This is a genomic window from Pseudoflavonifractor sp. AF19-9AC (assembly GCF_003478995.1).
Lineage (GTDB): Bacteria > Bacillota > Clostridia > Oscillospirales > Oscillospiraceae > Lawsonibacter.
Genome location: NZ_QUGI01000007.1, coordinates 19064 through 45591, shown reverse-complemented (window position 1 = coordinate 45591; position 26528 = coordinate 19064). Strand labels below are relative to the sequence as shown.

Below are 26528 nucleotides of genomic sequence, written 5' to 3'. Positions count from 1 at the left end.
CTGCCGGCATGTTCCACAACGGGGCCGATTGTTAGGAGAGAGAGAACAACCGGCACACGTCTGCGGAGAAAACAACCGAAATTCAGTGAGGGAGATCGGCTGCCGGGAAGCGGGACGGGCACCTGAGCGGGGCCGGAACGCTTCCGATTGACTTTATTATAGCAAAGAACAAATTAAAAGATCGTTAATGGAGCGGGACTCCCTGTTAAAATCGCGCAAAGGAGGCCGGAAGGATAGAGAATTTGCGCAAGCAAATCCTCGGAGCCCAGGGGCGGCTTAGCGGGAAAACAACAAGTCATATGGTTTCTACACGTTCATCTGCGGGATGCCGCCCTTCAAACACCGTTTACAGGCCCACCCGCCAGCAGCAGACCGCCAACCAGGACTGCGTCATCCATCAGCTGGCTGGGTACAATCTGGAAACGATCCACGTCGGCCACAAAGGCACACTGCCCGGTAAAGGTCCGCAGGCGGGAAAACAGAATTTCGCCCATTTTGGCCACGCCGCCCCCGATTACAATCCGCTCCGGGAAGGCCAGGGCCAGCATATCCGCCAGGCCCAGGGAAAAGGTCTTGGCCACCCGATCCAGCTCCTGACAAGAGAAGGGGTCCCCCTGCTCCACACCATGAGCCAAATCCAGACAGGTCAGCGGCTTCTCACGAGCTGCCAGCAGGGAGCCCTCCGGCACATAGCCCGGCGTATTCAGACGCTTTTCAATAAAGGGACCGGCACACAGATATTCCAGCCGGGTCTCCGCTCCGGTCTGCTGGGCGGTCCAGTCCGGCACCCAGACGTAACCCAGGGAACTGGCTCCGAAGCCGCCGTCCCAATAGAGGCCGCCGCCAATACCCGTGCCGATGTTGGTATAGAAAAGCCGCCTGCTGCCCCGTCCGGCTCCGCAGTACAGCTCCCCCAGTCCTCCGGTCACCGTGTCATTGAGTACACGGCTGGGGAGGGAAAAGGTCTCCTGAAACCAGGCGCGCAGCGGAAACTGATTCCAGCCCTCCACCTGCAGGGAACACACAATGACACCGGTATCGGGATCGATGGGGCCGCCGAAGCCGACGCCAATTCCCTGGATATCCCAGGCTGTCCGGAGCTCTTCTCCCGTCTCCTTGATCCACCGGAGAATGTTCTGTGCTGTGGTGGCCGCGCCCAGCTTGACCTGCCGGCGCTCTGCAATCCGGCCATCCGCTGTGCCCACCGCCATCTGCTGCTTGGTGCCGCCAATTTCGACGGCCAGATAATAGGGACCCGCCGAGGCTCCCACTCCATACTTCTCCATGACGTTTCCTCCTCCAAGGGGCGGGCTTTCCTCAGCCCGCCTTTTTCTGTTGTTACGGAAATCATAGCACAGTCCCCTCGGTTCGTCACGTCAGATTAAAAAGAAACACCCTCGGAGAAAAACTTTGTATTCTTCCCCCAAAAAGCAGGAAAATAATATGTTGGATTTGCACATTGAAATGGATTACAATTTTTGATAATATATAGAAAACAGAAAATGTAAAGGATTACATATATGGTAACGATTGCTGATGTCGCGAAAGCAGCCGGCGTCTCCGTAGCCACGGTTTCCCGGGTTATGAATAACAGCAATCTGGTGGCCGAATCCACCGCGCAGATTGTCCGGCAGACCATTCAGGAGATGTCCTATGTACCAAACCAGCAGGCACGGAACCTGCGGCGCAACGAGAGCAAGACGGTTTTGGTACTGCTTCCAAATATTACAAACCCATACTACGCCAACGTATTTGACGGAATCAACGAACGGGCCCAGGCCCTGGGCTATAACCTCTTCCTGTGCAGCACTGAGGGGCGCAACCCCGAGGCCCTGCTCAGCGAGGCCATTGACTGCAACCGTGCCGACGGCGCCATCCTGCTGCACATCAACCGGGACGCCCGGTGGCTGCAGAAATACAGCGACCGCTTCCCCATCGTGCAGTGCTGTGAGTACGCCGCCCCCTGCGACACCGCCCACGTCTCGGTGGACAACTACCGGGCCGGCTATGAGGCCACCTCCTATCTGGTGGGGCTGGGCCGCCGGAAGGTGGGCATGATCAGCTCTGACAACCGGGTGATGTCCACCCTCCAGCGTATGCGGGGGTATCAGGACGCCCTGTCGGATGCAGGACTCCCTCTGGAGGACCGCTATGTGGCCTGCTCAGACGAGAGCTACAGCTACATGAGCAGCCTGGAGGCGGCCCGCAAGCTCCTCTCTCAGCCCGATCGCCCCGATGCCCTCTTCTGTATCGGCGACTCCATCGCCCTGGCGGCGGTGGTGGTGGCTGGGGAACTGGGTATCTCCGTCCCCGAGGATGTCTCGGTGGTGGGCTTTGATGACGTAATTTACACCAAGATGATCCACCCCTACCTGACCACCATGGTTCAGCCCTGTGCCGAGCTGGGAGAACATGCCATTGAGATGCTCCACCAGATCATCACCACCGGAACGCTGGAGAACCGCAATGTGATTCTTCCCCACGGCTTTGTGGCCCGCGAGTCCACCTGCCCCGCGCCGGGCGGGGTTCGTCCCGAATGAAATAGCGTATTTTTCGGCCGGGGAGCGGCCGTAAAATAAATGCGGAAACCCGCACTATTTATCATGAGGAGGATTACCATGAAAAAGTTCTTAGCATTGGCCATGAGTCTTGCCCTGTCCCTGTCCCTGCTGGCCGGCTGCGGCAACAACAGCTCCAGCTCCGGCTCCGCTGCTGGTTCCGGTTCTGCCGCTGGCTCCGGTTCCGGCGCTTCCGGCGATTCCTACAAGATTGGTTTGGTTATCCTGTCCGGTGACCACGGCTTCACTGGCGAGTCCGTCCGCCACGCTGAAATGGAAGCTGAGGCTCTCATGGAGAAGTACGACAACCTGGAGATCGTCGTCAAGTCCTGCGCTGAGGCCTCCGCTCAGATCACTGAGATCGACAACCTGATCGCTGGCGGCGACATCGACGCCATCATGCTGTGGCCCACCGAGGGCGAGGCTCTCCGCTCCGCCGCTCAGACCATCGTGGAAGCCGGCATCGACCTGGTGGTCTATGACCGCCTCATTGAGGACTTTGAGGGTCTGAAGGGCCAGATGATGGGCGACAACTTCAGCATCGGCGAAGAGATGGGCGAGTACCTGAACACCTACTTTGCTGACGACGACCAGGTCAACTACCTGCGCTTCGTGGGCGACAGCTCCACCGTTACCTCCCAGCGCTCCGGCGGTATGGACGAGGTCATTGACGCCAACAAGTTCAACCAGATCAACGAGACCTTCGTGACCAACTGGTCCACCGAGGAAGCTCAGGAGCAGATGGAGAACTGGCTCAACGCCCACACCAAGGAAGAGATCGAGTCTCTGGACCTCATCGTCACCCATGACGACGAGATCGTGGACGGCCTGATGAACGCTCTGGACGCCTACACCGGCAACGCTCAGCTGAACGTGAAGCTGATCACCTCCGTGGGCGGCCGCGAGGATACCCTGCAGAAGTTTGAGAACACCAAGCTGGACGTGAAGTTTGTCACTTGGTTCTTCGCTCCCTCCTTCATCCGTGAGTGCGTGGACTTCACCGCTGAGACCGCCATGGGCCTGCCCTTCAGCGGCACCGCTGTTGAGACCGACGGCATCTATCTGATCCCCTCCTTCTCCATCAGCAACGCCGGCGGCGCTGACTATGACTTCGAGCAGTACAGAGCCAGCGATGAGTACGCCGTGCGCTACTCCATCGGTGATTTCTAAGTCTTCTGTCCATATCTGAATGAACCATTCAACGGGGCCGGCTGAAAGTCAGCCGGCCCCGTCTGCATCCGGCCGCCGAAAAGCGGGAAGAGCCGGCTCGCCTGTCAGGGGGCCGGAACAAGATGTCGAGGAAAGGAACCATTGCTATGCGGTTAGAGATGAAAAACATTGTAATGGAATTTGGACCGGTTCGCGCGGTGGACAATGTGGATCTCACCGTGGAGCCCGGGCAAATTGTGGGTCTGCTGGGTGAAAACGGCGCGGGAAAATCCACATTGATGAACGTGCTCGCCGGTGTGTATTCCCCCGTCTCCGGCAAGATCCTGATCAATGGGAACGAAACGGTTATGAAAGGCGTGCGTACCGCCGACCAATGCGGTATCCGCTTTATCCACCAGGAATTGAATCTGTGCAACGACCTGCGGGTCTATGAAAATATGTTCCTTGGAAACGAGATTTCCAAAAACGCGGTATTTCTCAACAAAGCAACCATGATGGAAAAGTGCCGGGAGGTCTTCCGGCGCATGAAGGTTGACATCGATCCCAACACCGTCGTGGAACAGCTCTCCGCGGCGGAGAAGCAGATGGTTGAGATCGGCCGGGCCCTGCTGTTCCGTTCAGAGCTCATCATCATGGATGAGCCTTCCACGGCTTTGGCCACGGCGGAAATTGAAAATTTGTTTGAAATCATGCGGCAGCTCAAGGAGGAGGGCGTCAGCTTCATCTACATCTCCCACAAAATGCCCGAGCTGTTTGAGATCTGCGACGTGTACTATATCCTCTGCGACGGCAAGCTGGTGTCCCACGGCAATTTCAAGGACATCAACGAGGAGCAGGTCACCGAGATGATGATCGGCCACAACCTGAAGGCGGACGAGTTTGAAAATCACATCTGCCGGGCCACCGACGAGGTGTGTCTGTCGGTGCGGGGCGTCTCCAGCGGCGTACTGAAGGATCTGTCCTTCGAGCTGCACCGGGGCGAAATCCTGGCGGTCACCGGCCTTCAGGGCTCCGGCCGGGATACCCTGGCGGATGTTCTGTTCGGCGTGGAGTCCTTCACGGGCGAGGTGTATGTGGAGGGAACCCGCATGCCCAACAAGGCCCGGGACCGCTCGGTGCGCTACTTCATGCGCCACAAGGTGGGCATGGTGCCTCGCTCCCGCCCCGAGCGCGGCATCCACAACGACCTGTCCGTCCAGGACAATCTGTCCATGGGTTACTTAAACGCCCTGCACAAGAAGCCCTTTATCAGTGCCAAGGAAGAGAGCCAGCGCTTTGACCGGCAGCAGAAGGCCATGGCCATCAAGGTCAGCAACTCCCGCAACCCCATCACCTCGCTGTCCGGCGGCAACCAGCAGAAGGTCATTCTGGGCAAGTGGCTGGAGACCGACGCCGATGTGCTCCTGCTGGACAATCCCACCCAGGGCATCGACGTGGGTACAAAATTCGAAATTTATCACCTGATTCTCCGTCTGGCCGAGGCCGGCAAGGCCATCATCATGTTCAGCGCGGAGTTTCCGGAGATTCGGAATGTGGCCGACTCCTGCATTGTCCTCTACAAGGGCATGTGCAACGCCCGGCTAAGCCGGGAGGACTTGACCGAGAAAAACATTATGTATTACTCCACCGGAGCGAATTTGGAGGGTCTGAAAGATGGAAAAACGACTGAATGCTGACACCGCAAAGAGCCTGGGCCGTGCGCTGACCCGGGAGTACAGCTTTGTACTGTCCTTCATCCTGCTGGTCATCATCGGCGCCTGCGTCAACAAGAACTTCTTTACCTGGAGCAACATTTCCAACCTCTTCGTTCAGGGCAGCATGATTGGCCTCATCGCACTGGGCATGACCATGGTCATTGGCGCCGGCCTCATCGACATCTCCGTGGGCTCCCAGGTGGCTATCATCGGCGGCTTCGGCATCTGGGCCCTGAACGCCACGGGTAGCATCTTTCTCATGCTGCTGTTCTGCGTGGCCTTCGGCCTGGCCATCGGCGCCGTCAACGGCCTGCTGGTCACCAAGGGCGGCATGCCCGCCATGGTAGCTACCCTGGCCAGCATGAGCGCCTGCCGCGCCATCATCAACTACTACGGCGCCGCCGGCCCCTTCACCGTGGATAAGTCCATCTACGACCGCTTCCGTCAGCTGGCCGTGGGCGGCATCCAGCTGGGTCCCAACTTCAAGATTCCCTACCTCATGATCATCTTCATTGCGGCGGTCATCATCTTTGACATCGTCATGAAGAAGACCAAGCTGGGCAAGCACATCTTCGCCGTGGGCAGCAACGAGAAGTCCGCCCGCCTATCCGGCATCAACGTGGACGGCGTGAAGATCATCACCTATATGGTCACCGGCGCCATGTGCGGCGTGGCCAGCCTGCTCTATGCCTCCCGCATGACCGCTGTGGCTGCCGCCTCCGCCGCCATGAGCTGGGAGATGGACGCCATCGCGGCCGTGGCCATCGGCGGTACCTCCATGAGCGGCGGCCGCGGTAAGATCATGGGCACCTTCCTGGGCGTTCTGATGTTCAAGATCATCAGCAACATCCTCACCGCCGCCAACGTCTCCTCCTACCTCAACGGTGCCATCAGCGCCGCCATCATCGTCCTGGCCGTTCTCATGCAGAACTTCCAGAACAAGCGCCACTAAATAAACGCAGCGTCTGGCCCCGGACAAAAGCCGGGGCCAGACGGTTGGAATCTACCGTTGCCGGACACGGTCCGGCGGGAAATGGAGGTTATTATGAAAGTAGGAATTATCGGCTGCGGCAAGATCACCGAGGTCCGCCACGCCCCTGAGTACCACGAGAATCCTCACTGTGAAATTGCTGGCTTTTACGACGTGGTGCCGGAAAAGGCCCAGGCTCTGGCCAAGGAGTACGGCGGGAAAGCCTTCGCCTCGGTGGAGGAGTTGCTGGCCAGTGACGTGGACGCGGTCAGCGTGTGTGTGGCAAACCGGTTCCATGCCGCCATCAGCATCCAGGCCCTGAAGGCAGGCAAGCACGTGCTGTGCGAAAAGCCCATGGCCACCACCGAGGAGGACTGCGAGGCCATGGTGGAGGCCGCCCGTGAGGCCGGCAAGTACCTGATGATCGGTCTCAACCAACGTCTGGCCAAGGCCCATGTGAAGGCTAAGGAGATTCTGGACAGCGGCGAGATGGGCGAGGTTCTCACCTTTGAGACCCACTTCTCCCACCCCGGCCCCGAGGGCTGGACCGGCCAGGCCAACTCCTGGTTCTTCGACAAGAAGACCGCTCAGTTTGGCGTCATGGCGGATCTGGGCGTACACAAGACCGACCTGCTCTACTACCTCACCGGCAAAAAGATCGTGAAAACCTCCGCCACCCTGGCCACCGTGGATAAGCGCTACCCCGACGGCCGTCTGGTGGACGTGGATGACAACGCCATCGCCCTCTACACCCTGGAGACCGGGGCCGTGGGCACCATGCACGTCAGCTGGACCAACTACGGCGCTGAGGACAACTCCACCAAGCTCTACTGCCAGAACGGCGTGATGCGCATGTATGACGACCCCACCTACTCCCTCATCGTGGAGAAGAAGGACGGCACCGTGGTGCCCTACCAGCTGGACCAGCTCACCTCCAACAAGGAGCAGACCAGCGGCGGCCGCACCTCTACCGGCATCATCGACGCCTTTGTGGACGCGGTGGTCAACGACCACCAGCCCATGATCAGCGGGGAGAGCGCCCTGCACGCCATGAAGGTCATCTTCGCCAACCAGCGCTCCAGCGAGAGCGGCCAGGCGGAGCTGGTGAAATAAGGAGGCTGTTCCAATGAGACCCATTACCATTACCACCGGCCAGTACGGCGATTTGCCCTTTGACAAGCTCTGCTCCATCATGGGCGGCATCGGCTACGACGGACTGGAGATCGCCTGCCACACCCACCTGGACGCCCACCGCTATCTGTCGGACGGCGCCTACCGGGATTCCATTCAGGAAAACCTGGCCAAAAACAACCTGAAGGTGTGGGCCCTGGGGGCCCATCTGGCCGGCCAGTGCGTGGGGGACAACTGGGACCCCCGCCTGGACAACTTCGCCCCCACCCGCCTGTCGGGCAAGCCGGAGGAGATCCGCAAGTGGGCCGTTGACGAGATGATGGCCGTGGCCCAGGCCGCCCGGATGATGGGCGTCCACATTGTCACCGGCTTCACCGGCTCCCCCATCTGGCCCTACTGGTACTCCTTCCCCCAGACCTCCCAGCAGATGATTGACGACGGCTTCGGCCGCATCAAGGAGCTGTGGACCCCCATCTTCGACGAGTTCGACCGGTGCGATGTAAGGTTCGCCCTGGAGGTCCACCCCACCGAGATCGCCTTCGACTATTACAGCACCCAGAAGCTGCTGGCCACCTTCGACCGCCGGCCCACCCTGGGCATCAACTTCGACCCCTCCCACCTGGTATGGCAGGGCATGGATCCCTGTCTGTTCCTGCGTGACTTTGCCGACCGGATCTACCACGTCCATATGAAGGACGTGAAGGTGCGCCTGGACGGCCGGGCGGGCATCCTGGGCAGCCACATCGAGTTCGGCGACCTGCGCCGGGGCTGGAACTTCGTCTCCCTGGGCCACGGCGACGTGGACTTTGACGGCATCATCCGGGAGCTCAACGCCATGGGCTACCAGGGTCCCCTCTCCGTGGAGTGGGAGGACTCGGGCATGGAGCGCATGTTCGGCGCCAAGGAGGCCTATGAGTTTACCAAGCGCGCGGACTTCGCCCCCTCGGACGTAGCCTTTGACTCTGCCCTGAAGACCGACTGAGAATTGGAGGACATTCCCATGCACAATACGTCGTCCCAGGTGGAAATTATCCGGCCCTGGAAAGACTTCGACATCCGCTATGCTCTGTTTGACTTTGACGGTACCATCAGCCTCATCCGGGAGGGCTGGCAGGACATTATGATCCCCTACTTTGCCCAGGTCCTCCAGGAGGCAGCTCCGGAGGAGGATCCCCAGCAGATTCTCACCTGCGTGCGGGACTTTGTGGACACCCTCACGGGAAAACAGACCATTTTCCAATGCATCCGCCTCAATGAGGAAGTCATGAAGCGGGGCGGGCCGGAACGGGACCCGCTGGTGTATAAGCAGGAGTACCTGCGCCGGCTGGAGGAGCGCATCCACAGCCGGAAGCAGGCCCTGGAATCGGGAGCGGCCCGGCCGGAGGACTATCTGGTGCCCGGCGTGCGCCCCTTCATCGACCTTCTGCAGCAGCACGGCGTGCGCTGCTATCTGGCCAGCGGCACCGACGAGGCCGACGTACTCTACGAGGCCCATCTGCTGGGGCTGGACGGCGTGTTTGAGGGCGGCATCCACGGCGCCCACGACGCCGTCACCACCTGCTCCAAGGAGCTGGTCATCCGGGACATGCTGGAAAAGGAACACATCAAGCCCCGGGAGCTGGTCTCCTTCGGGGACGGCTATGTGGAGGTAGAGCTGGTGGCCAACCTGGGCGGTCTGGCCATCGGCGCCGCCACCAACGAGGAGACCCGCCAGGGGATCAACGACTGGAAGCGCAGCCGCCTCATCGCGGCGGGCGCCAACGCCATCATCCCCGATTTCCGTGCGGGCCAGGAGCTTTATGAAGCCATTGGGAGGGATTGTCATGCCGTATCCGCAGTTTGACCGCTCCAAGCTCAATCTGCTGCCCCTGGAGCAGCGGATTCACGACGTGGATCTTCAAAAGGTTCTGCTGAACCCCGCCGACCCGGCCCCGGAGTTTTCCCACCCCGCGCTGCCCGAGCTGGCCCAGGCCATTGTGGAGGCCCGGCGCACCTACGACGCCACCGTGCTGATGATGTACGGGGCCCACGTAATCCGCACGGGCAACGCTCTTTACATGATTGAGCTGATGAAGCGGGGGCTTGTCACCCACTTTGCCACCAACGGCGCCGGCTCCATCCACGACTTTGAGCTGGCCATGATCGGCCACACCTGCGAGAGCGTGGCCAAGTACATCAGCGAGGGACAGTTCGGCCTCTGGAATGAGACCGGCCTCATCAATGACATCATTGTCCAGGGTGCCAAGGAGGGCATCGGCTGGGGCGAGGCCCTGGGCCGTTACATCTGGGAGAACAACTTCCCCTACCGGGAGTCCAGCGTGCTGGCCATGGGCTACCACCTGGGCGTCCCCGTCACCGTCCACGTGGGCGTGGGCAACGACATCATTCACGAGCACCCCAACTGCGACGGCGCGGCCATGGGTGCCTGCTCCTACACCGACTTCCTGGTCTACGCCCAGAGCGTCACCCGCCTGGAGCACGGCGTCTTCCTGGACTTCGGCTCCGCCGTGGCGGGCCCGGAGGTCTACCTCAAGGCCCTGGCCATGGCCCGGAACGTGGCCAAGCAGGAGGGGGAGGAAATCTGTCACTTCCACACGGCGGTCTTTGACCTGCAGCCCATCGACGACAGCGACGGCTACCAGGCCACCCCGCCCAAGAGCGATCCCCGCTACTACTTCCGGCCCTGGAAGACCATTCTGGCCCGCACCGTGGCCGACGGCGGCATCAGCCACTACGTCCGGGGCGAGCACCGCTGTACGGTGCCCAACCTGGCCAAGGCGGTGTTTGCGGCCGACGAGGGGCGCAGCCTATGATCGACGGGGAAAACATCATCCGCGCCCTGGCGGGCACCGGACAAGCCCGGATTGTGGTGTTCGGGGACTACACCCTGGACAAATACCTCTACATTGACCCGGCCCGGGATGAGCCCTCGGTGGAGACCGGCCTCACCGCCTACCAGGTCCATGAGAAGCGGATGTACGCCGGCTGCGGCGGTACCATTACCAACAACCTACGGGCCCTGGGGGCCCAGGTCATCTCCATCGGCCTCATGGGCGAGGACGGTGAGGGGTACGAGCTGCAGCGCTGCCTGGACGCCGTGGGGGCGGACACCGCCTCCATGGTGCGCACCAGGGAGCTGTGCACCTGCACCTACACCAAGCCCATGCGCCTGCAGCCCGACGGCAGCTGGCAGGAGATGAACCGGCTGGACTTCCGCAATTTCGCCCCTCCGTCCATGGAGCTGCAGCAGCGGCTCCTGGAGCGGCTGGAGGAGCGGCTTGGGGAGGCGGACGCGGTCATCCTCATCGACCAGTTCTGCCAGCGGAATCTGGGGGTTATCACCGACTATGTGCGGGACCGGCTCAACGAGCTGGCCCAGGCCCACCCGGAGAAAATTTTCTATGTGGACTCCCGGGCCTTCTCCGGTGAGTTCCGGAATATGATTGTCAAGTGCAACAACCTGGAGCTGATGGCCTCGGCACCGGAGGAGGCGGGCTCCCCGGAGGATCCTCAGGCCCTGCTCCGGCAGGCTCAGCTTCTGCGCAGCCGGACGGGCAACACCTTCTTTGTCACCCGGGGCAGCCAGGGCATGCTGGTGCTTCAGGACGAGGCAGCCATTTCCGTGCCTGCGGTCCACGTCACCGGCCCCATCGACATCGTGGGGGCGGGGGACGCCTCCAGTGCCGGAATTGTGCTGGGGCTCACCCTGGGCCTGACCGAGGAGGAGGCCGCCGCCCTGGGCTGCTGCATCTCCTCCATTACCATACAGCAGCTGGGCGTCACCGGCTCGGCCAGCGTGCCCCAGGTGGTGGAGCGGCTGCGGATTTATCAGGAGGGGAAATCAGTATGAATTATGTTCCACAGCTCCGGGACTATCTGGAAACGGAGCAGAAAATTTTGGCCCAGCTGGATCTGGACTCTGTCAGCACCCTTATGAATCTGATGGAGGAGGCCCGGCAGAACCACAAGCGCATCTTCATCTGCGGAAACGGTGGCAGCGCCGCCACCGCCTCCCACTTTGTCTGCGACTTCTGCAAGGGCGTGAGCCTGAACCAGGAGGTCAAGTATGACTTTGAGTGCCTCAGCGACAACACACCGCTGATGACGGCCATCGCCAACGACATCAGCTACGACGACGTGTTTGTCATCCCCCTGAAGGCCAAGCTCCACCAGGGCGACCTGGTCATCGGCATCTCGGGCAGCGGCAATTCGGAGAATGTGGTCCGCGCCATCCGGTATGCCCGGGAGCACGGAGCCAAAACCGTGGCCCTGGTGGGCTACAGCGGCGGCAAGCTTCTGCAGGAGGCCGAGCATGCGGTCCATGTCAACATCGACAACATGCAGATTGTGGAGGACGTACATATGATTCTGGATCATATGATGATGTACGTGCTGGCCAGTCTGAACGAGCAGCAGTGAGTTAGATGTGAGAACAACTGTGATTTCGGTGTAGTCGGTGTAGAAGGCCTCGGCTCAAGGTAATCCAAGGTGAACCTGCGCCTTAAAGACAACATCAATACGGTGTATAGAAAGTGACCGCAAGTCATTGTGATGGCTTGCGGTCACTTTTATTTATGTCGGGAAGCCTGGGGGCGGCAAAGGGGAGAAAAGAAACCCCCGGCAGATACTGCCAAAGCAGTATCTGCCGGGGATTCAGAAATCTGGAAGATCAGTCCGGCGGGGGGATTCCCCCGGACGGCGGAGATTTGGGGAATACGAGGACCAGGTTACTGCACGTGAGTGTGGTTGTTGATGTGATTCATGCAGTAGCAGTAATAGCCATTGCACTTGGAGCAGTACCGGAACTCCATGTTGGGGTCGTCGGCATCGGTGATGCCGCACACCGCGCACTTGTGGAGATAGCCCTTGCGCTGCTGGACTTCTTTTTGTGCCTTCTTGAAGTTGATGGTCTGGGGATTGACCCGGTGGGCGGCGCGGGCCTGGCCGCAGCGCAGGGCGTCGGTGAGGTCCTCCCAGAAGAAGATGAGGTAGTTCAAGGTGGCCACCACAGGCAGCAGGCCCCAGAACCACAGACCGGCGGAGAAGTAGACGAACACATGATAGGCCATGTAAGCCACGTCAATCCAGGCCAGCCACTTGCCCTTGACTGGGATGATGAAATAGACCAGGAAGCGGACGTCGGGGTACAGGGTGGCGAAGGAGAGGAACAGGGACATGTTGATATAATGCATGTTGGCCAGTTCCAGGTAGACGGGCTGCCCCATGATGAAGTAGATGATCATGCCGTAGATCACGTTGAGCAGGATGCCCAGGCCGTAAAAGACGGTGAATTTTGCCGATCCCCAGCGCTGCTCCAGCGTGGTACCCAGGGAGTAGTAGAGGTAGGTGGTCAGAATGAACCAGAGGGGGGATTGGTCCAGAGGGACCAGAACAAAGGTGAGGATACGCCAGACCTGGAAATGCTGGAAAATCATGCCGGGCATGAAGGACAGCCAGGAGATCACAGCGTTGTTGGTCAGCAGGTTGGCCACATAGACCAAAGCGGTGCCCGCGGAGATGTAAAGCATCAGATTGGGAATGCCGAAATTGGGATGATTGTAGCAAAAGCGGTCCAGGCGTCGGGAAATAGCCTTCATGGACAGACCTCCTTGGGAAGTGATTGGTACAGTACCGTTCATTGTACCCGCTTTTTGGGGAAAAGTCCATGACAAATCTGTAAACATTTTTAAGGTGCACTTTCTTCCGGTTAGCGGCTGTGATACAATAATCTTGCCACGGGCCGCCCAGGCCCGCCGAAAGGAGTTTGTTCCAATGAGCATTGTGAAGGATATGTCCCTGGCCCCCTCGGGCCATCAGAAAATTCAGTGGGTGCGGGACTTCATGCCCGCCCTCAGCGGCATTGAGGAGCGCTTCCGCCGGGAGAAGCCCTTTGCCGGACTGACCATTGCCGTCTCCGTCCACCTGGAGGCCAAGACCGCCAATCTGGGGCTGGTGCTGCGGGAGGGCGGCGCCGACGTCCATCTCACCGGCTGCAACCCCCTCTCCACCCGGGACGATGTGGCCGCCGCCATGGCCGATTTGGGCGTGGATACCTACGGCGTCCACGGCGTGGACATGCAGGGTTATGAGGATCTGCTGGTGGAGACCCTGAAGTGCCGTCCCCATCTCATCGTGGACGATGGCGGAGACCTCATTCAGCTGCTGGGCGGAAAGTGTGCCCAATACGCCGACCGGCTCATCGGCGGCTGTGAGGAGACCACCACCGGCATCCACCGCCTCCAAGCCCGGGAGAAGGCGGGCATCCTGCCCTGCCCCATGATGGCGGTGAACGACGCCAAGGCCAAGCACTACTACGACAACAAGTACGGCACCGGCCAGTCCTCCTGGGATGCCATCATGCACACCACCAACCTGATGGTGGCGGGCAAGACGGTGGTTGTGGCAGGCTACGGCTGGTGCGGCAAGGGCATCGCCATGCGGGCCAAGGGCATGGGCGCCCAGGTTATCATCACCGAGGTGGACCCCTTCAAGGCGCTGGAGGCCACCATGGAGAACTTCCAGGTCATGCCCATGGACGAGGCGGCCAAGTACGGCGATATCTTCGTCACCGCTACCGGCTGCAAGGACGTCATCGTGGGGCGCCACTTCCAGGTGATGAAGGACAACGCCATCCTCTGCAACTCTGGCCACTTCGACTGCGAGGTGGATGTGGCCGCCCTGGGTGCCATGGCGGTGGAGCGGTTCCCACGGCGGGAGAACATCGAGGGCTTCCGCCTTCCCGACGGCCGCACCCTCAACGTGCTGGCCGAGGGACGGCTGGTCAACCTGGCCGCGGGCAACGGACACCCGGCGGAGATTATGGACATGTCCTTCGCGGTGCAGGCCCTGTCCCTGGAGTGGCTGGCCAAGCATCAGGGCAGCCTGGAAAAGAAGGTCTATGAGGTGCCCGAGGAGATCGATGACCAGATCGGCCGGGTGAAGCTGGCCGCCATGGGTCTGGCCATTGATACCCTCACCCAGGAGCAGAAGGAATATCTGGCGGGCTGGGAAGCGTAAAGAATGCAGAATGCAGAATGTGGGCCAGGGATACCTGACACGGAGCAGAAAGCCTGCATGGGAAAGGAGCCGGCGAAGCCGTGCACAATGAGTTAACCGAAATTGACATTCAGAAGATGAAGGAGGAGCTGGACTACCGCCGGATCACCCTGCGGCCCCAGCTTCTGGAGGAGGTGAAGGTGGCCCGCTCCTTCGGAGATCTCAGCGAGAATTTTGAGTACAAGGCGGCCAAGCAGGAGAAGAACAAGAACGAGAAGTGCATCCGTTTCCTGGAGAATATGATCAAGACCGCCGTAGTCATCCGGGACAACTCAGATGCCGACACGGTGGGCCTTTACGACAAGGTGACGGTGTATCTGGAGGAGGATGACGAGGAGGAAACCTGGCAGATTGTCACCACCGTGCGGCAGGATGTGCTCCACGGCCTCATCAGCAAGGAGTCCCCCATGGGGAGCGTCCTGATGGGGAAAAAGGTGGGAGAGCGCTTTTTTGTCCAGGTCAGCCCCGATTATGGCTACTATGCCCAAGTGCGAGCCATTGAGAAGGGTACGGACGACGGCAGCGTGGCATTAAACCGCTACTAAAGGAAAGTGCCCGCTAAATTCAGCGGGGAAGGTCAAGATAAGAGGATTTTAGGCCCATTTATGCGGAGACATGCGCGGGGTGCTGTGATAAGATAGCGGCGCATAGAGAATGCTTCTTCGCAGCTGGAAGGGCGGAGGAGCGGACAAACAAGAGACAAAAATGAATGAAAAGGGGAATATTGCATGGCAATTCAGAAGATTTTCGTGGTAGGCGCCGGTCTGATGGGCAGCGGCATCGCCCAGACCGCCATTACCAACGGATATGACGTCATTTTGAACGACCAGCGGCAAGAGGCCCTGGATCGGGCCAAAGTGGGCATTCAGCGCGCCCTGAACCGGGACGTGGAGAAGGGCCGCATGACCCAGGAGGCCTGCGAGGAGGCCATGAGCCGCCTGAGCTTCGACACCACCATGGAGAGCGCCCGGGAGGCCCAGCTGGTCATTGAGGCCATCTATGAGAATCTGGAGGCCAAGCAGGCGGTGTTCAGCGCTCTGGAGGAGATCTGCCCCCCGGAGACCATTTTCGCCTCCAACACCTCCTCCATCTCCCTCACCGCTCTGGGCGCCGCCACCAAGCGCCCCTCCCGCGTGGTGGGCATGCACTTCTTCTCTCCCGTGCCCAAGATGCGCCTTTGTGAGGTCATCTTCGGCCTGCTCACCGATCAGGCGGTGCTGGACGAGATCAAGGAAGTGGGCGAGCGGCTGGGCAAGACCCTCATCCTCTCCGACGACAAGCCGGGCTTTATCGTCAACCGCGCCCTGCTGCCCATGCTCAACGAGGCCTGCGTCATTGTGGGCTCCTTCATCGGTACCGTGGAGGACGTGGACAACGGCATGAAGCTGGGCTGCAACCACCCCATGGGTCCCCTGGAGCTGGCGGACATGGTGGGTCTGGATATCCTGCTCAACGTGATGATGGTTATGGACAAGGAGTACGGCGCCAAGTACCACCCCTCCATGCTGCTGCGGAAGATGGTCACCGCCGGCTTCCTGGGCCGCAAGAGCGGCGCCGGCTTCTACCTCTATGAGGACGGCAAGAAGATGGGCGTCAACCCCGCTCTGACCCGGGAGCACCACCTGTGCGAGGAGTAAGAATTTTGTCCCATAGGCAGGAAAACGGTTGACAACGCCGGGAAACCTGATATAATCATCCAGTACAATTCCATAGCCTTATCAAGAGTGGCTGAGGGACCGGCCCCATGACGCCACGGCAACCTGCCTTCGGGCAAGGTGCCAAATCCGGCGGTAGTGTATCGCAAGATGAGGGTGCATACAGACACAACGCTCCGCCAATCCGGCGGAGCGTTTTTTCATCCTCCCGGCAAGAAAGGAACAATAAGAATGGCAAAGAGACTGTTTACCTCCGAATCGGTGACCGAGGGTCACCCCGACAAAATCTGCGACCAGATTTCCGACGCGGTTCTGGACGCCATCCTGGCTGAGGATCCCGCTGCCCGTGTGGCCTGTGAGACCACGGTGACCACCGGCCTGGTCCATGTGATGGGTGAGATCACCACCCACTGCTACGTGGACATCCCCAAGATTGCCCGCCAGGTGGTGCGGGACATCGGCTACGACCGGGCCAAGTTTGGCTTTGACTGCGACACCTGCGCGGTGCTCACCTCCATTGACGAGCAGTCCCCCGACATCGCCATGGGCGTGGACAAGTGCCTGGAGGCCAAGGAAGGGGAGCAGGACGACGGCCTGGACAACGGCGCCGGCGACCAGGGCATGATGTTCGGCTACGCCTGCGACGAGACCGAGGAGCTCATGCCCCTGCCCATCTCCCTGGCCCACAAGCTGGCCATGCAGCTCACCCGGGTGCGCAAGGAGGGCCAGGTGAACTACCTGCGGCCCGACGGCAAGACCCAGGTGACGGTGGAGTACAACGAGGACGGCTCCCCCAAGCGCATTGACGCGGTGGTGGTGTCCACCCAGCACGGCCCCGAGGCCTCTCTGGAGCAGATCCGCAAGGATATGATTGAGCTGGTCATCAAGCCCATCCTGCCCCAGCAGCTGCTGGACGGGGAGACCAAGATCTATGTGAACCCCACCGGACGGTTTGTGGTGGGCGGCCCTCAGGGCGACTCCGGCCTCACCGGGCGGAAGATCATTGTGGACACCTACGGCGGCTCCGCCCCCCACGGCGGCGGCGCCTTCTCCGGTAAGGACCCCACCAAGGTGGACCGCTCTGCCGCCTATGCCGCCCGCTGGGTGGCCAAGAACGTGGTGGCCGCCGGCCTGGCCAAGCGCTGCCAGGTGCAGCTGGCCTACGCCATCGGCGTGGCCCGCCCCGTCTCCGTCCGTGTGGACACCTTTGGTACCGGCACCGTGTCCGATGCACAGCTGGAGCAGGCCGTGGAGAAGACCTTTGACCTGCGCCCCGGCGCCATCATCCGGGACCTGGACCTGCGCCGGCCCATCTACCGCCAGCTGGCCGCCTACGGCCACTTCGGCCGTCCCGAGCTGGATCTGCCCTGGGAGCGCATCGACCGCATGGAGCAGCTCAAGCAGAACCTGTAATCCAAAACAAAGTGAACGTCCGCTCCGCCCGTTCCGGGTGGGGCGGACGTTTTGGGTTTAGGACTGGACAACAGCGGATACACTGGAGTAAAATGGATTACACCAAGAAAGCTATGTTCGGAATTGCAGGAGCTTTTCCTGTAAGGAGGAGATTTTATGGACAGAACAGACATTTTAAGCAAGGTGGACCACACCATCCTGACCCCTGCCGCCACCTGGGAACAGGTGAAGGCTGTGTGTGACGAGGGCATGGAGTTTTCCACCGCTTCGGTTTGTATCCCTCCCCGCTACGTGAAGCAGGCGGCGGCCTATGTGGGCAACCGGTTGAAAATCTGCACCGTGGTGGGCTTCCCCAACGGCTATTCCACGCCCGAGGTCAAGGTGTTTGAGACGGAGGACGCCATCCGCAACGGTGCGGACGAGATCGACATGGTCATCAACCTGGGCCTGGCCAAGGCCGGTGACTGGGAGGGCGTTCTGGCGGAGATCAAGGCGGTGAAGGCCTCCTGTAAGGGCCGGATTTTGAAGGTCATTGTGGAGGCCTGCCTGCTCACCCAGGAGGAGAAGGTAGCCATGTGCCGCATCGTTTCCATGTCCGGCGCGGACTTTATCAAGACCTCTACCGGCTTTTCCACCGGGGGCGCCACCGTGGAGGATGTGCGCCTGTTCCGGGAGAAGGTCAGCCCCGACATCCGGGTGAAGGCAGCGGGGGGCATCCGCACCTTCGAGCAGGCCCAGGCCATGGTGGAGGCGGGCGCGGACCGCATCGGAGCCAGTGCCCTGGTGGCCCTGGCCAAGCAGGCAAAGGGCTGAACTCCATTCAAGAGAACCTACCCCGGAGGCCGGCAAACGCCGACCTCCGTTTTTTGTGCCCCGCAGGGGGTGGAAGCGGGAAAAGAGAGCCGTGAAGCAAGGAACACCAAGGGGGACGGTCGGCATAGTCTGGAGTACAGATTTGCTGATACGGAGGGTCGCTTATGACTGCTTTACCCCATATTGAATACTTTTTGGGGGCCAACGCCCCCACCGGATTTTATTCCCTCTACCCCCAGCTCCTCCCGCCGGAGCAGGCCAGGGCCATCTACATCCTCAAGGGCGGGCCGGGCTGCGGGAAGTCCACCCTGATGCGCCGGGTGGGGGAGCGGATGGAGGAAGAGGGGCTGGAGACGGAGCACATTCTCTGCTCCGGGGACCCGGCCTCCCTGGACGCCCTGGTGCTGCCCAAGCTGGGGGTGGCCATTGTGGACGGCACCGCCCCCCACGTGGTGGAGCCCAAATACCCCGGGGCGGTGGAGCGCTACGTCAACCTGGGGGAGTGCTATGACACCCAGGCGCTGTGGGAGCGGCGGGAGGCGCTGATGGCCTGCATGACGGGCTATAAGGGCTGCTATCAGCGGGCCTACCGCTGTCTGGGAGCGTCGGCGGAGATTTTTGAGGACATCCGGGCCACCCTGCTCACCCAGGAGCTGTCGGAGAAGCTGGCCAAGCGGGCCCGGGGCATCCTTTCCCGGGAGCTGCGGCGGAAGAAGGGCATCACCGGCGGTCAGGTGAAGCAGCGCTTTTTGGGCGCAGTGACCCACAAGGGGGCCATGTGCCTCTTTGACACCGCCCTGGCCCAGTGCTCCCGGGTGTATGAGCTGTCCGACCAGTACGGTCTGGCCCATGAGATGCTCATCCACCTGCTGGCGGGAGCCACAGCGGGGGGCTGGGACGTGGTGGCCTGCCCCGACCCCATGGCGCCGGAGCGGTTGGCCCACCTACTGGTGCCGGAGCAGGGTCTGGCCTTCCTTACCTCCACCCCCGCGCTTCCTCTGCCGGAAAAGCCCTACCGGAGAATCCGTCTGGACGCGGCGGCGGATGAAAACCTGCTGCGCCGGGGCCGGCCCCGGGTTCGCTTTGCCAAGAAGGTGTCCGCTGCCCTGGTGGAGGAGGCGGTGAGCTCCCTGGCCCAGGCCAAGGCCATGCACGACGACCTGGAGGCCATCTATAATCCCTATGTGGACTTCGGCCGGGTGGAGGAAACCGCCCGGCGAGTGGGGAATGAAATCCTGTCCCTGACCTAAAAAGACCCCGGCGCTCTCCCACAGGGAGGGCGCCGGGGAACTGTGTATGAGGGGAATTACCGGCGAATGAGGACCACGGCCACGTCGTTGACGTTGGTGCCGGTGGCACCGGTGACGATAAGGCCGTCACAGGCGGCCAGGGCGTGGTAGGCGTCGTTGTCCTGGAGCACGTCGAAGATAGACAGGCCCTTGGCGGAGAGCTGGGCCTTTGTTTCATGGGAGACAAAGCCGCCGGCCGCCTCGGTGGGGCCGTCGGTGCCGTCGGAGCCGAAGGAGAAGACGGCGGTGTCCTTCAGACCGTCAATGCCCTCAGCGGCGGAGAGGGCGATCTCTTGGTTGCGGCCGCCCTTGCCCTTGCCAGTGAGCTTAACCACCGTCTCGCCGCCGGCCAGGAAGGCCAGGGAGCGGTCGGTGTCCTGGTGATAGCGGGCGATGGAGGCCAGAAAGGAGCCAGCCTCCCGGGCCTGGCAGGTGAGGCTGTCGGTGAGGACCACAGGCTCGTAGCCCAGGCCCTTGCACACCTCCGCGGCTGCCCGGCACAGCTCCCGCACGCTGCCGGTGATCTGGGTCTCCACGTTGTCCAGAACTTTGGGGGTCTCCTGGGCCAGGAGAGCGGTAGCCTGAGGGGTGAGCTTCAGGCCGTACTTCTCCACGATGGCCTGGGCCTGCTGGCAGGTGGAGCCGTCGGGATAGGCGGGGCCGGAGGCGATCATGTCCAGGGGGTCGCCGATGATGTCGGAGAGGACCACGGCAAAGACCTTGGCGGGGGCGCAGTGCTGGGCAAAGCGCCCGCCCTTCACGGCGGACAGCCGCTTGCGCAGGATGTTCATCTCCACGATGTCCGCGCCGCAGGCCAGCAGCTGCTTTGTCACGTCCTGCAGCTCCTCGCCGGGGATGAGGGGCTTTTCAAAGAGGGCGGAGCCGCCGCCGGAGAGGAGAAACAGCACGGTGTCCTCCCCGGTGAGGCCCTCGGTGAGCTCCAGAGCCCGGGCGGAGGCGGAGAAAGTGTTCTCGTCGGGGACGGGGTGGCCAGCCTCGTGGATCTCCAGGGTGCCGATGGGCCCCTGGCTGTGGTCGTACTTGGTGATGACGATGCCGGCGTCGGGCTTGTGCTCCAGGCTCTTCCAGGCGGCGTCGGCCATGGACCAGGCGGCCTTTCCCACAGAGACCAGAATGAGCCGGCCAGGCCCGAAGGTGCGTCCGGCCAGGGCCCGGGCCACCGCCGCATCCGGACGTACCTGGGCAATGGCCTCTTTAACGATGGTGTCGCAGTCGTTTCTCAGTGCCATAAAGTAAGTTCCTCCCCTAATTCAATGTCATCTGCGCATCAGGCGCAGGAAAAAACAAGGTCAGGACGGGTCATAAATGGGCCCAAAGTCCAGATTCAGGTCCACATTTCCCTCGATGCCCGCCACCGTGCCGGTGTGGGTGTACTGCCACAGCTGGAAGCGGTAGTAGAAGTCGGGCACACTGTCATAGTCGGCCAGCCAGAAGGGATACTGATCCAGCTGGGACAGGTCGTAGTAGAGGTAGCCCATGTCCCGGTTGAAGTAGACCGCCGGGGTGTAGCCTCCCTCCTCAATGACCTGGCAGAAGGCGGCAGCGCACTGGGTGAGAGTTTCACCGTCCATGCCGTGGGTGCGGGCCTCGCTGTCGTGGGTGATAAATTCCCAGTCGAAGACCACCGGGTACTCCAGGGGGCTGCCGTTCAGGGTGTCCAGCACATACTGGGCCTCTTCCCGGGCCTCCTCCGGGGTGAGAGCCTGGGAGAAGAAGTAGACGCCCACCTCCAGGCCCGCGTCCCGGGCACCCTGAAGGTTGGCCTCATAGCAGGTATCGGTGTTCAGGGCCCCCTGGGTGTAGCCCCGGTAGCCCAGACGGAGAAAGGCGAAGTCGATGCCGTCCCCGGCCACGGCCTGCCAGTCCACGTTCTGCTGGTAGAAGGAGACGTCAATGCCGGTTTTGGCCTCCCGGCCGTCCTGAGTGTAGGTCACCCGGCCGGAGGGCGAGGTGGAGAAGTTTTCCTCTTCCAGTTTGTTCACCGGCACGCCCTTTATGGCCTCCAGGGTCATGTCACGGTAGAGAAAGGTGACGGGCTGTTGGCTGATGCGGTAAAGCTGAATGCCGCCGGCCGCCAGAAGGAGCACCACCACAATCCACAGCCAGCGCAGCTTGGACGAGGGGGCGCGGCGGGATGGAGCGGGACGCTTTTCCGGATTCTGGCCGGACGGGGGAGTAACACTGTGTCCCATGGAATCCTCCGTTCGGACGTTTTTTGAAAACCGGGCACATCCCGGGAAGGGGCCGCGGTGCGGCCCCTTTTTTAGACATTATTATAGCAGGCTGACCGGAGGGATGCAACGGCAAACCCGGCACAGCAGTTATCCGATGACCTGCCGGGCCACGTCCACGCTCTCCTTGGCGTCCCGGGCGTAGAAGTCGGCGCCGATCTGCTGGGCGTAGTCGGGGGTGAGCACCGCGCCGCCCACCACAACCTTGCAGGGGACCTTCTCCTGACGGAGCAAGGCGATGGTGTCCGCCATGCTGCCCAGGGTGGTGGTCATGAGGGCGGACAGGCCCACAAGAGGGGCCTGATGCTTTTGGGCGGCCTGGACCACCGCCTCCGGCGGCACATCCCGGCCAAGGTCAATGACGGTGTAGCCGTAATTTTCCAGCAGTACCTTCACGATATTCTTGCCGATGTCGTGGATGTCTCCCTTCACCGTGGCCAGCACGATGGGGCCCTTGCCGGCCTCCTGGCCGGGCTGACCGGAGAGGCGGGCGCGGATGACCTCAAAGGCGGCCTGGGCGGCGCCGGCGGCCTGGATGAGCTGGGGCAGGAAGACCCGGCCGGCTTCAAAGTCGGCGCCCACCTGGTCCAGGGCGGGAATGAGCACGTTGTCCACCACGTCCAGGGGCTCCCGGGTCTCCAGAAGGGCCCGGGCGGCCTCGCCGGCCTCGCCCTTCAGTCCAGCCTTCACCAGCTCCCCCAGATCCCGTGTACCGCCCGCGGCAGGGGCGGCGGAAGCGGGGCGGGAGGCGGCGGTGATGGAGGTGGACACCTGCACGTCGCCGTAGGCGGCAATGAAGTCCCGGGCGTCGGTGTCGATGTTCATGAGCAGGTGGTAGCTGCGTACCGCCGCCATCATGGCGTCCACGTTGGGGTTGATGATAGGCAGGTCCAGCCCGCAGGTCATGGCCATGGTGAGGAAGTTCTGGTTCACCAGGGGCCGGGCGGGCAGACCGAAGGAGATGTTGGAGACACCCAGCACCGTTTTCAATCCCAGCTCGCTGTGGACCCGCCGCAGGGCCTCCAGGGTCTGGGCGGCTCCTTCCTGCTCGGCGGAGACGGTGAGGGTGAGGCAGTCGATATACACGTCCTCCCGGCGGATGCCGTAGGACAGAGCCCGGTCCAGAATCCGGTGGGCAATGTCCATCCGGGCCTGGGTGGACTTGGGGATGCCGTTTTCGTCCAGGGTGAGGCCCACCACGGAGGCACCGTACTTCTTCACCAGGGGGAGAATGGCCGCCATGGTCTCCTCGTCGCCGTTTACGGAGTTGACAATGGCCTTGCCGCAGTAAATACGCAGGGCGGGCTCCAACACCTCGGGGCGGGTGGAGTCCAGCTGCAGAGGGGCGTCGGTCACCCCCTGCACTGCCTTGACCACCCGGACCATCATGTCCGCCTCGTCAATTTCCGGCAGGCCCACGTTCACGTCCAGAATGTCCGCCCCGGCCTCGGTCTGCTCCAGGGCCTGGCCCAGCATATAGTCAATGTTGTCCCGCTTCAGGGCCTCCTTCATGGCCTTCTTGCCGGTGGGGTTGATGCGCTCGCCGATGACCCGGACACGGTCGATGGGCACGGTACGGGTGCCGCTGCACACCGCGGCGGGGACGGAGCGGGGAATCTCCCGGATGGTCCGGCCCTTCAGAGCCTTGGCCAGCAGGGCAATATACTCCGGGGTGGTGCCGCAGCAGCCGCCGTAGAACTTCACCCCCAGCTCGGTGAGCTGGGCCATGCTCTCGGCAAACTCCTGGGCGCTGATGTCATAGCCGGAGCCGCTGGGGTCAGGCAGACCGGCGTTGGGCTTGATGGAGATGGGCAGGGTGGACCAGCGAGTCAGCTCCTCCACCAGGGGGGGCATCTCACGAGGGCCAAGGGAGCAGTTGACACCGATGGCGTCCGCCCCCATGCCCTCCAGGGTGAGGGCGGCAGAGGCGGGATCGCAGCCTAGGAAGGTGCGGCCCCGCTCCTCGTAGGTCATGGTGACCATTACGGGGAGATCGCAGGTCTCCTTCACGGCCAGTAGGGCGGCCCGGGCCTCCTGGAGGTCGGCTACGGTCTCGATCATCACAAGGTCGGCCCCCGCCTTCACGCCGGCCCGGACTTCCTCCTTGAAGAGGTTTACCGCCTCCTCAAAGGGCAGAAGGCCGGTGGGCTCCAGCAGCTGGCCGATGGGGCCGATGTCCAGGGCCACCAGAGCACGGCCTGCGGCGGCCTCCTTGGCCAGGGCGATGGAGGGAGGGATGACCTCATCGGGGGTTTTGCTCGTGCGGGCCAGCTTTTCCCGGTTGGCGCCGAAGGTGTTGGCGCATAGAATCTGGGTGCCGGCCTCCACATAGGCCCGGTGAATGTCCAGAATCCAGTCCGGGTGCTCCAGAGCGGCCAGCTCCGGGGCCTCGCCGATGCCCAGACCCTTGGCCTGGAGCATGGTACCCATGCCGCCGTCCAGAAGAATGGGGCCGGGCGCGTTCAGTAATTCACGAAATTCCACAGTGTCCACCTGACTTTCGATACATACAGCCGGCATGAGCGGGACAGCTCAGACAGCTGCGGACGGATTGAGCGATTGGTTGATCGGCCACACCCAGAATGGCGGTGACCGACTTGCGGGGGATGAGAATGTGGCTGGCGCTGGCAGTGAGGCCCACCCGGCGGGGGGCGTCCAGCAGATCCAGCAGATCATTTTGAAGGGTGAGGGGCAGATCGCCGTAGCCGGGACTATACCGGAAGGGGAAGAAGCAGCCGGGGAATTGGCCCTGGAGCTCCGTCTCAATCTGGTCGCAGACCTGTTCCACCGCTGCGTCGGCGGCGCAGTCCAGAGCCAGGCCATGGAGCATGTCCACACTCTGTGCCCGGCGGATGAAAGAATCCGTCTGGACACCCAGAGTGGCACAGAAGAGCGCTGCCCGGCGGCAGCCCTCCAGATGGCGCTTCAGGTCCTGGCCGGGGAGGAGCAGCCCGCAGGACAGGCGCACGCCCTCCGGCTCTGCTGTCACGTCAAAGCAACGCCAGGCCCAGCGGGGCCTGGCTTCCCGGAGAATCTGGCCGCAGGCCTGCCGGGCCAGGGTCCGCAGCCTCTCATCTGCCTGGTCGGGGGGACAGCCCATGTACCGCAGTACCTCGTCGAGATTCAGTTCAGAGATGGACAGATTCATGCGCTGCCCCTCCTTTCCGTGAAAAATTAGGTTGGTTTGGCCCGCTTTAGTTACAGCAGAGTAATGCCGGCGCTCTGGCAGGCCTGGAGGTTGGCCTCGTCCCACAGGGAGGACTGGACCTCGCCAATGTGGGCCTTGTACCCATTCCCGCCAAGGCGGGAATGGGGCCCCATTTTCATTTCGACGGGCGAAATGAATTCGCCCTGGAAAAATTCTCCGCTAACGCGTCGAATTTACGGCGCATAGCGCCGGGCCGCTGGAAGCGGCCAGCTGGGCAAGGCCCATCTTGGCTTGTTACAGCAGGGTGATGCCGGCGCTCTGGCAGGCCTGGAGGTTGGCCTCATCCCACAGAGAGGACTGGACCTCGCCAATATGGGCCTTGCCCAGCAGCAGCATAGAGACGCGGGACTGACCGATGCCGCCGCCCATGGTGAGGGGCAGCTGGCCCTCCAGCAGCATCTTGTGGAAGGGCAGCTCACGGCGGTGATCGCAGCCGGCCAGGGTAAGCTGGCGGTCCAGGCTTTCGGGGTCCACCCGGATGCCCATGGAGGACAGCTCGATGGCCTGGCCGTTGATGCTGTCCCAGCACAGCAGGTCGCCGTTGAGGTCCCAGTCGTCGTAGTCGGGGGCGCGGCCGTCGTGGGGCTTGCCGGAGCGCAGCTTGCCGCCGATGCCGGTGAGGAAGGTGACGGGATGCTCCTTCACAAAGGCGTTCTCCCGCTCCTTGGAGGTCATGGTGGGGTAGAGATCCTCCAGCTCCTGGGTGGTGATGAAGGTCACCTGGGTGGACAGTTCGGGCAGCACGCACAGCTGGGGGAAGACGGTGCGCAGAAAGTACTGGGTGTCGGCCAGAGCGCCCACGATGGACTGTACGGTGGCATGGAGGTAACCCAGGTTCCGGTCCTCCTTGGCAATGATCTTCTCCCAGTCCCACTGGTCCACATAGGCGGAGTGGAGGTTGTCCAGCTCCTCGTCCCGGCGGATGGCGTTCATGTCGGTGTAGAGGCCCTCGCCTACCTGGAACTGGTAGCGCTTCAGAGCCAGACGCTTCCACTTGGCCAGGGAGTGGACCACCTGGGCAGTGCCCTCCACGCCGTTGATGTCGAAGGCCACGGGGCGCTCCACGCCGTTCAGGTCGTCGTTGAGGCCGGAGGAGGCGGCCACAAACAGGGGGGCGGACACCCGGTGCAGACGCAGGGCGCCGGCCAGCTTGTCTTCAAAGAGGCGGTTTAAAAGGCCGATGGCCTTCTGGGTCTCATAAATGGAAAGCAGGGAGGTATAGCCCTGGGGAACGGTAATGTGACGCATGATCAACACTCCTAATCAGATAATCGGATTTTGATTTTTTTATTATACAAAATCCCCCCTGGAAAAGCAAC

24 protein-coding genes and 1 riboswitch are annotated in these 26528 nt (G+C 61.9%); of the genes, 16 read left to right on the top strand and 8 right to left on the bottom strand.

Features of this window, described 5'->3' with window-relative positions; translation table 11 throughout:
• Positions 1 to 335: 335 nt before the first annotated feature.
• Complete coding sequence (locus DWX58_RS12040; protein ID WP_118644156.1) at positions 336 to 1286, bottom strand: ROK family protein; 951 nt, start codon at positions 1284 to 1286, stop codon at positions 336 to 338.
• Positions 1287 to 1520: 234 nt separating this feature from the next.
• Here DWX58_RS12040 and DWX58_RS12035 point away from each other — a divergent pair, with 234 nt between their 5' ends.
• From DWX58_RS12035 to DWX58_RS11990, 10 genes are all read left to right on the top strand, one after another.
• Positions 1521 to 2540 (top strand): LacI family DNA-binding transcriptional regulator, encoded by a 1020-nt coding sequence (locus tag DWX58_RS12035; protein ID WP_118644154.1) that lies wholly within the window; start codon positions 1521 to 1523, stop codon positions 2538 to 2540.
• A 78-nt stretch (positions 2541 to 2618) separates the two neighbouring features.
• Positions 2619 to 3728, top strand: a complete 1110-nt coding sequence (locus DWX58_RS12030) for a sugar ABC transporter substrate-binding protein (RefSeq protein WP_118644152.1) — start codon at positions 2619 to 2621, stop codon at positions 3726 to 3728.
• A 158-nt stretch (positions 3729 to 3886) separates the two neighbouring features.
• Positions 3887 to 5404, top strand: coding sequence for a sugar ABC transporter ATP-binding protein (locus tag DWX58_RS12025; protein WP_243093469.1), 1518 nt, complete (start codon positions 3887 to 3889; stop codon positions 5402 to 5404).
• A complete protein-coding gene (locus tag DWX58_RS12020) occupies positions 5382 to 6374 on the top strand; it encodes an ABC transporter permease (protein WP_118644148.1) in 993 nt (330 codons plus the stop codon). The genes DWX58_RS12025 and DWX58_RS12020 overlap by 23 nt, the downstream gene beginning before the upstream one ends.
• Before the next feature lie 93 nt (positions 6375 to 6467).
• Positions 6468 to 7505, top strand: a complete 1038-nt coding sequence (locus DWX58_RS12015) for a Gfo/Idh/MocA family oxidoreductase (RefSeq protein WP_347559174.1) — start codon at positions 6468 to 6470, stop codon at positions 7503 to 7505.
• A 13-nt stretch (positions 7506 to 7518) separates the two neighbouring features.
• Positions 7519 to 8505 carry a sugar phosphate isomerase/epimerase family protein gene (locus tag DWX58_RS12010; protein WP_118644146.1) on the top strand — a complete coding sequence of 329 codons (987 nt, stop codon included), beginning with the start codon at positions 7519 to 7521 and terminating at the stop codon, positions 8503 to 8505.
• Between the two features lie 18 nt (positions 8506 to 8523).
• On the top strand, positions 8524 to 9366 hold the full coding sequence (locus DWX58_RS12005; RefSeq protein WP_118644144.1) for an HAD family hydrolase: 843 nt from the start codon (positions 8524 to 8526) through the stop codon (positions 9364 to 9366).
• Entirely contained in the window at positions 9347 to 10336 is a 990-nt protein-coding gene (locus DWX58_RS12000) for a hypothetical protein (RefSeq protein WP_118644143.1), read from the top strand. The genes DWX58_RS12005 and DWX58_RS12000 overlap by 20 nt, the downstream gene beginning before the upstream one ends.
• Positions 10333 to 11373 carry a PfkB family carbohydrate kinase gene (locus DWX58_RS11995; protein WP_118644142.1) on the top strand — a complete coding sequence of 347 codons (1041 nt, stop codon included), beginning with the start codon at positions 10333 to 10335 and terminating at the stop codon, positions 11371 to 11373. Before DWX58_RS12000 ends, DWX58_RS11995 begins: the two co-directional genes overlap by 4 nt.
• Positions 11370 to 11942: an SIS domain-containing protein gene (locus DWX58_RS11990; RefSeq protein WP_118644141.1), complete on the top strand. Its 573-nt coding sequence runs from the start codon at positions 11370 to 11372 to the stop codon at positions 11940 to 11942. The genes DWX58_RS11995 and DWX58_RS11990 overlap by 4 nt, the downstream gene beginning before the upstream one ends.
• 308 nt (positions 11943 to 12250) lie before the next feature.
• On the opposite strand, the gene DWX58_RS11985 is transcribed toward DWX58_RS11990, so the two are convergent.
• Positions 12251 to 13120, bottom strand: a complete 870-nt coding sequence (locus DWX58_RS11985; protein WP_243093467.1) for a derlin — start codon at positions 13118 to 13120, stop codon at positions 12251 to 12253.
• Positions 13121 to 13295: 175 nt separating this feature from the next.
• Between DWX58_RS11985 and DWX58_RS11980 the strand changes: the two genes are divergently transcribed.
• From DWX58_RS11980 to DWX58_RS11955, 6 genes are all read left to right on the top strand, one after another.
• On the top strand, positions 13296 to 14540 hold the full coding sequence (locus DWX58_RS11980; protein ID WP_118644140.1) for an adenosylhomocysteinase: 1245 nt from the start codon (positions 13296 to 13298) through the stop codon (positions 14538 to 14540).
• Between the two features lie 80 nt (positions 14541 to 14620).
• Positions 14621 to 15124, top strand: coding sequence for a GreA/GreB family elongation factor (locus DWX58_RS11975; protein WP_118644139.1), 504 nt, complete (start codon positions 14621 to 14623; stop codon positions 15122 to 15124).
• 189 nt (positions 15125 to 15313) lie between these two features.
• Positions 15314 to 16216, top strand: a complete 903-nt coding sequence (locus DWX58_RS11970; RefSeq protein WP_199648825.1) for a 3-hydroxyacyl-CoA dehydrogenase NAD-binding domain-containing protein — start codon at positions 15314 to 15316, stop codon at positions 16214 to 16216.
• A 75-nt stretch (positions 16217 to 16291) separates the two neighbouring features.
• Positions 16292 to 16391: riboswitch (SAM riboswitch) on the top strand.
• 74 nt (positions 16392 to 16465) lie between these two features.
• The gene (gene metK, locus DWX58_RS11965; RefSeq protein ID WP_118644137.1) at positions 16466 to 17647 is read left to right on the top strand and encodes a methionine adenosyltransferase; all 1182 of its coding nucleotides are present in this window, start codon (positions 16466 to 16468) and stop codon (positions 17645 to 17647) included.
• 156 nt (positions 17648 to 17803) lie between these two features.
• Positions 17804 to 18460 carry a deoxyribose-phosphate aldolase gene (gene deoC / locus DWX58_RS11960; protein ID WP_118644136.1) on the top strand — a complete coding sequence of 219 codons (657 nt, stop codon included), beginning with the start codon at positions 17804 to 17806 and terminating at the stop codon, positions 18458 to 18460.
• A 164-nt stretch (positions 18461 to 18624) separates the two neighbouring features.
• Positions 18625 to 19710, top strand: coding sequence for a hypothetical protein (locus DWX58_RS11955; RefSeq protein WP_243093465.1), 1086 nt, complete (start codon positions 18625 to 18627; stop codon positions 19708 to 19710).
• Between the two features lie 56 nt (positions 19711 to 19766).
• Here DWX58_RS11955 and DWX58_RS11950 read toward each other — a convergent pair whose 3' ends face one another.
• The 6 genes from DWX58_RS11950 to asnA all read right to left on the bottom strand — a co-directional run bounded on the left by DWX58_RS11950 (position 19767) and on the right by asnA (position 26457).
• Positions 19767 to 20999 carry a glycerate kinase gene (locus DWX58_RS11950; RefSeq protein ID WP_118644134.1) on the bottom strand — a complete coding sequence of 411 codons (1233 nt, stop codon included), beginning with the start codon at positions 20997 to 20999 and terminating at the stop codon, positions 19767 to 19769.
• A gap of 60 nt (positions 21000 to 21059) precedes the next feature.
• On the bottom strand, positions 21060 to 21962 hold the full coding sequence (locus tag DWX58_RS11945; RefSeq protein ID WP_199648813.1) for a glycoside hydrolase family 25 protein: 903 nt from the start codon (positions 21960 to 21962) through the stop codon (positions 21060 to 21062).
• A gap of 129 nt (positions 21963 to 22091) precedes the next feature.
• Positions 22092 to 24521, bottom strand: coding sequence for a homocysteine S-methyltransferase family protein (locus DWX58_RS11940; protein WP_199648811.1), 2430 nt, complete (start codon positions 24519 to 24521; stop codon positions 22092 to 22094).
• Positions 24472 to 25149: a methionine synthase gene (locus tag DWX58_RS11935; RefSeq protein ID WP_118644130.1), complete on the bottom strand. Its 678-nt coding sequence runs from the start codon at positions 25147 to 25149 to the stop codon at positions 24472 to 24474. The genes DWX58_RS11940 and DWX58_RS11935 overlap by 50 nt, the downstream gene beginning before the upstream one ends.
• A 50-nt stretch (positions 25150 to 25199) precedes the next feature.
• Positions 25200 to 25328 (bottom strand): hypothetical protein, encoded by a 129-nt coding sequence (locus tag DWX58_RS15910; protein ID WP_279229867.1) that lies wholly within the window; start codon positions 25326 to 25328, stop codon positions 25200 to 25202.
• 115 nt (positions 25329 to 25443) lie between these two features.
• Positions 25444 to 26457 carry an aspartate--ammonia ligase gene (gene asnA, locus DWX58_RS11930; RefSeq protein WP_118644128.1) on the bottom strand — a complete coding sequence of 338 codons (1014 nt, stop codon included), beginning with the start codon at positions 26455 to 26457 and terminating at the stop codon, positions 25444 to 25446.
• Between the last annotated feature and the right edge of the window lie 71 nt (positions 26458 to 26528).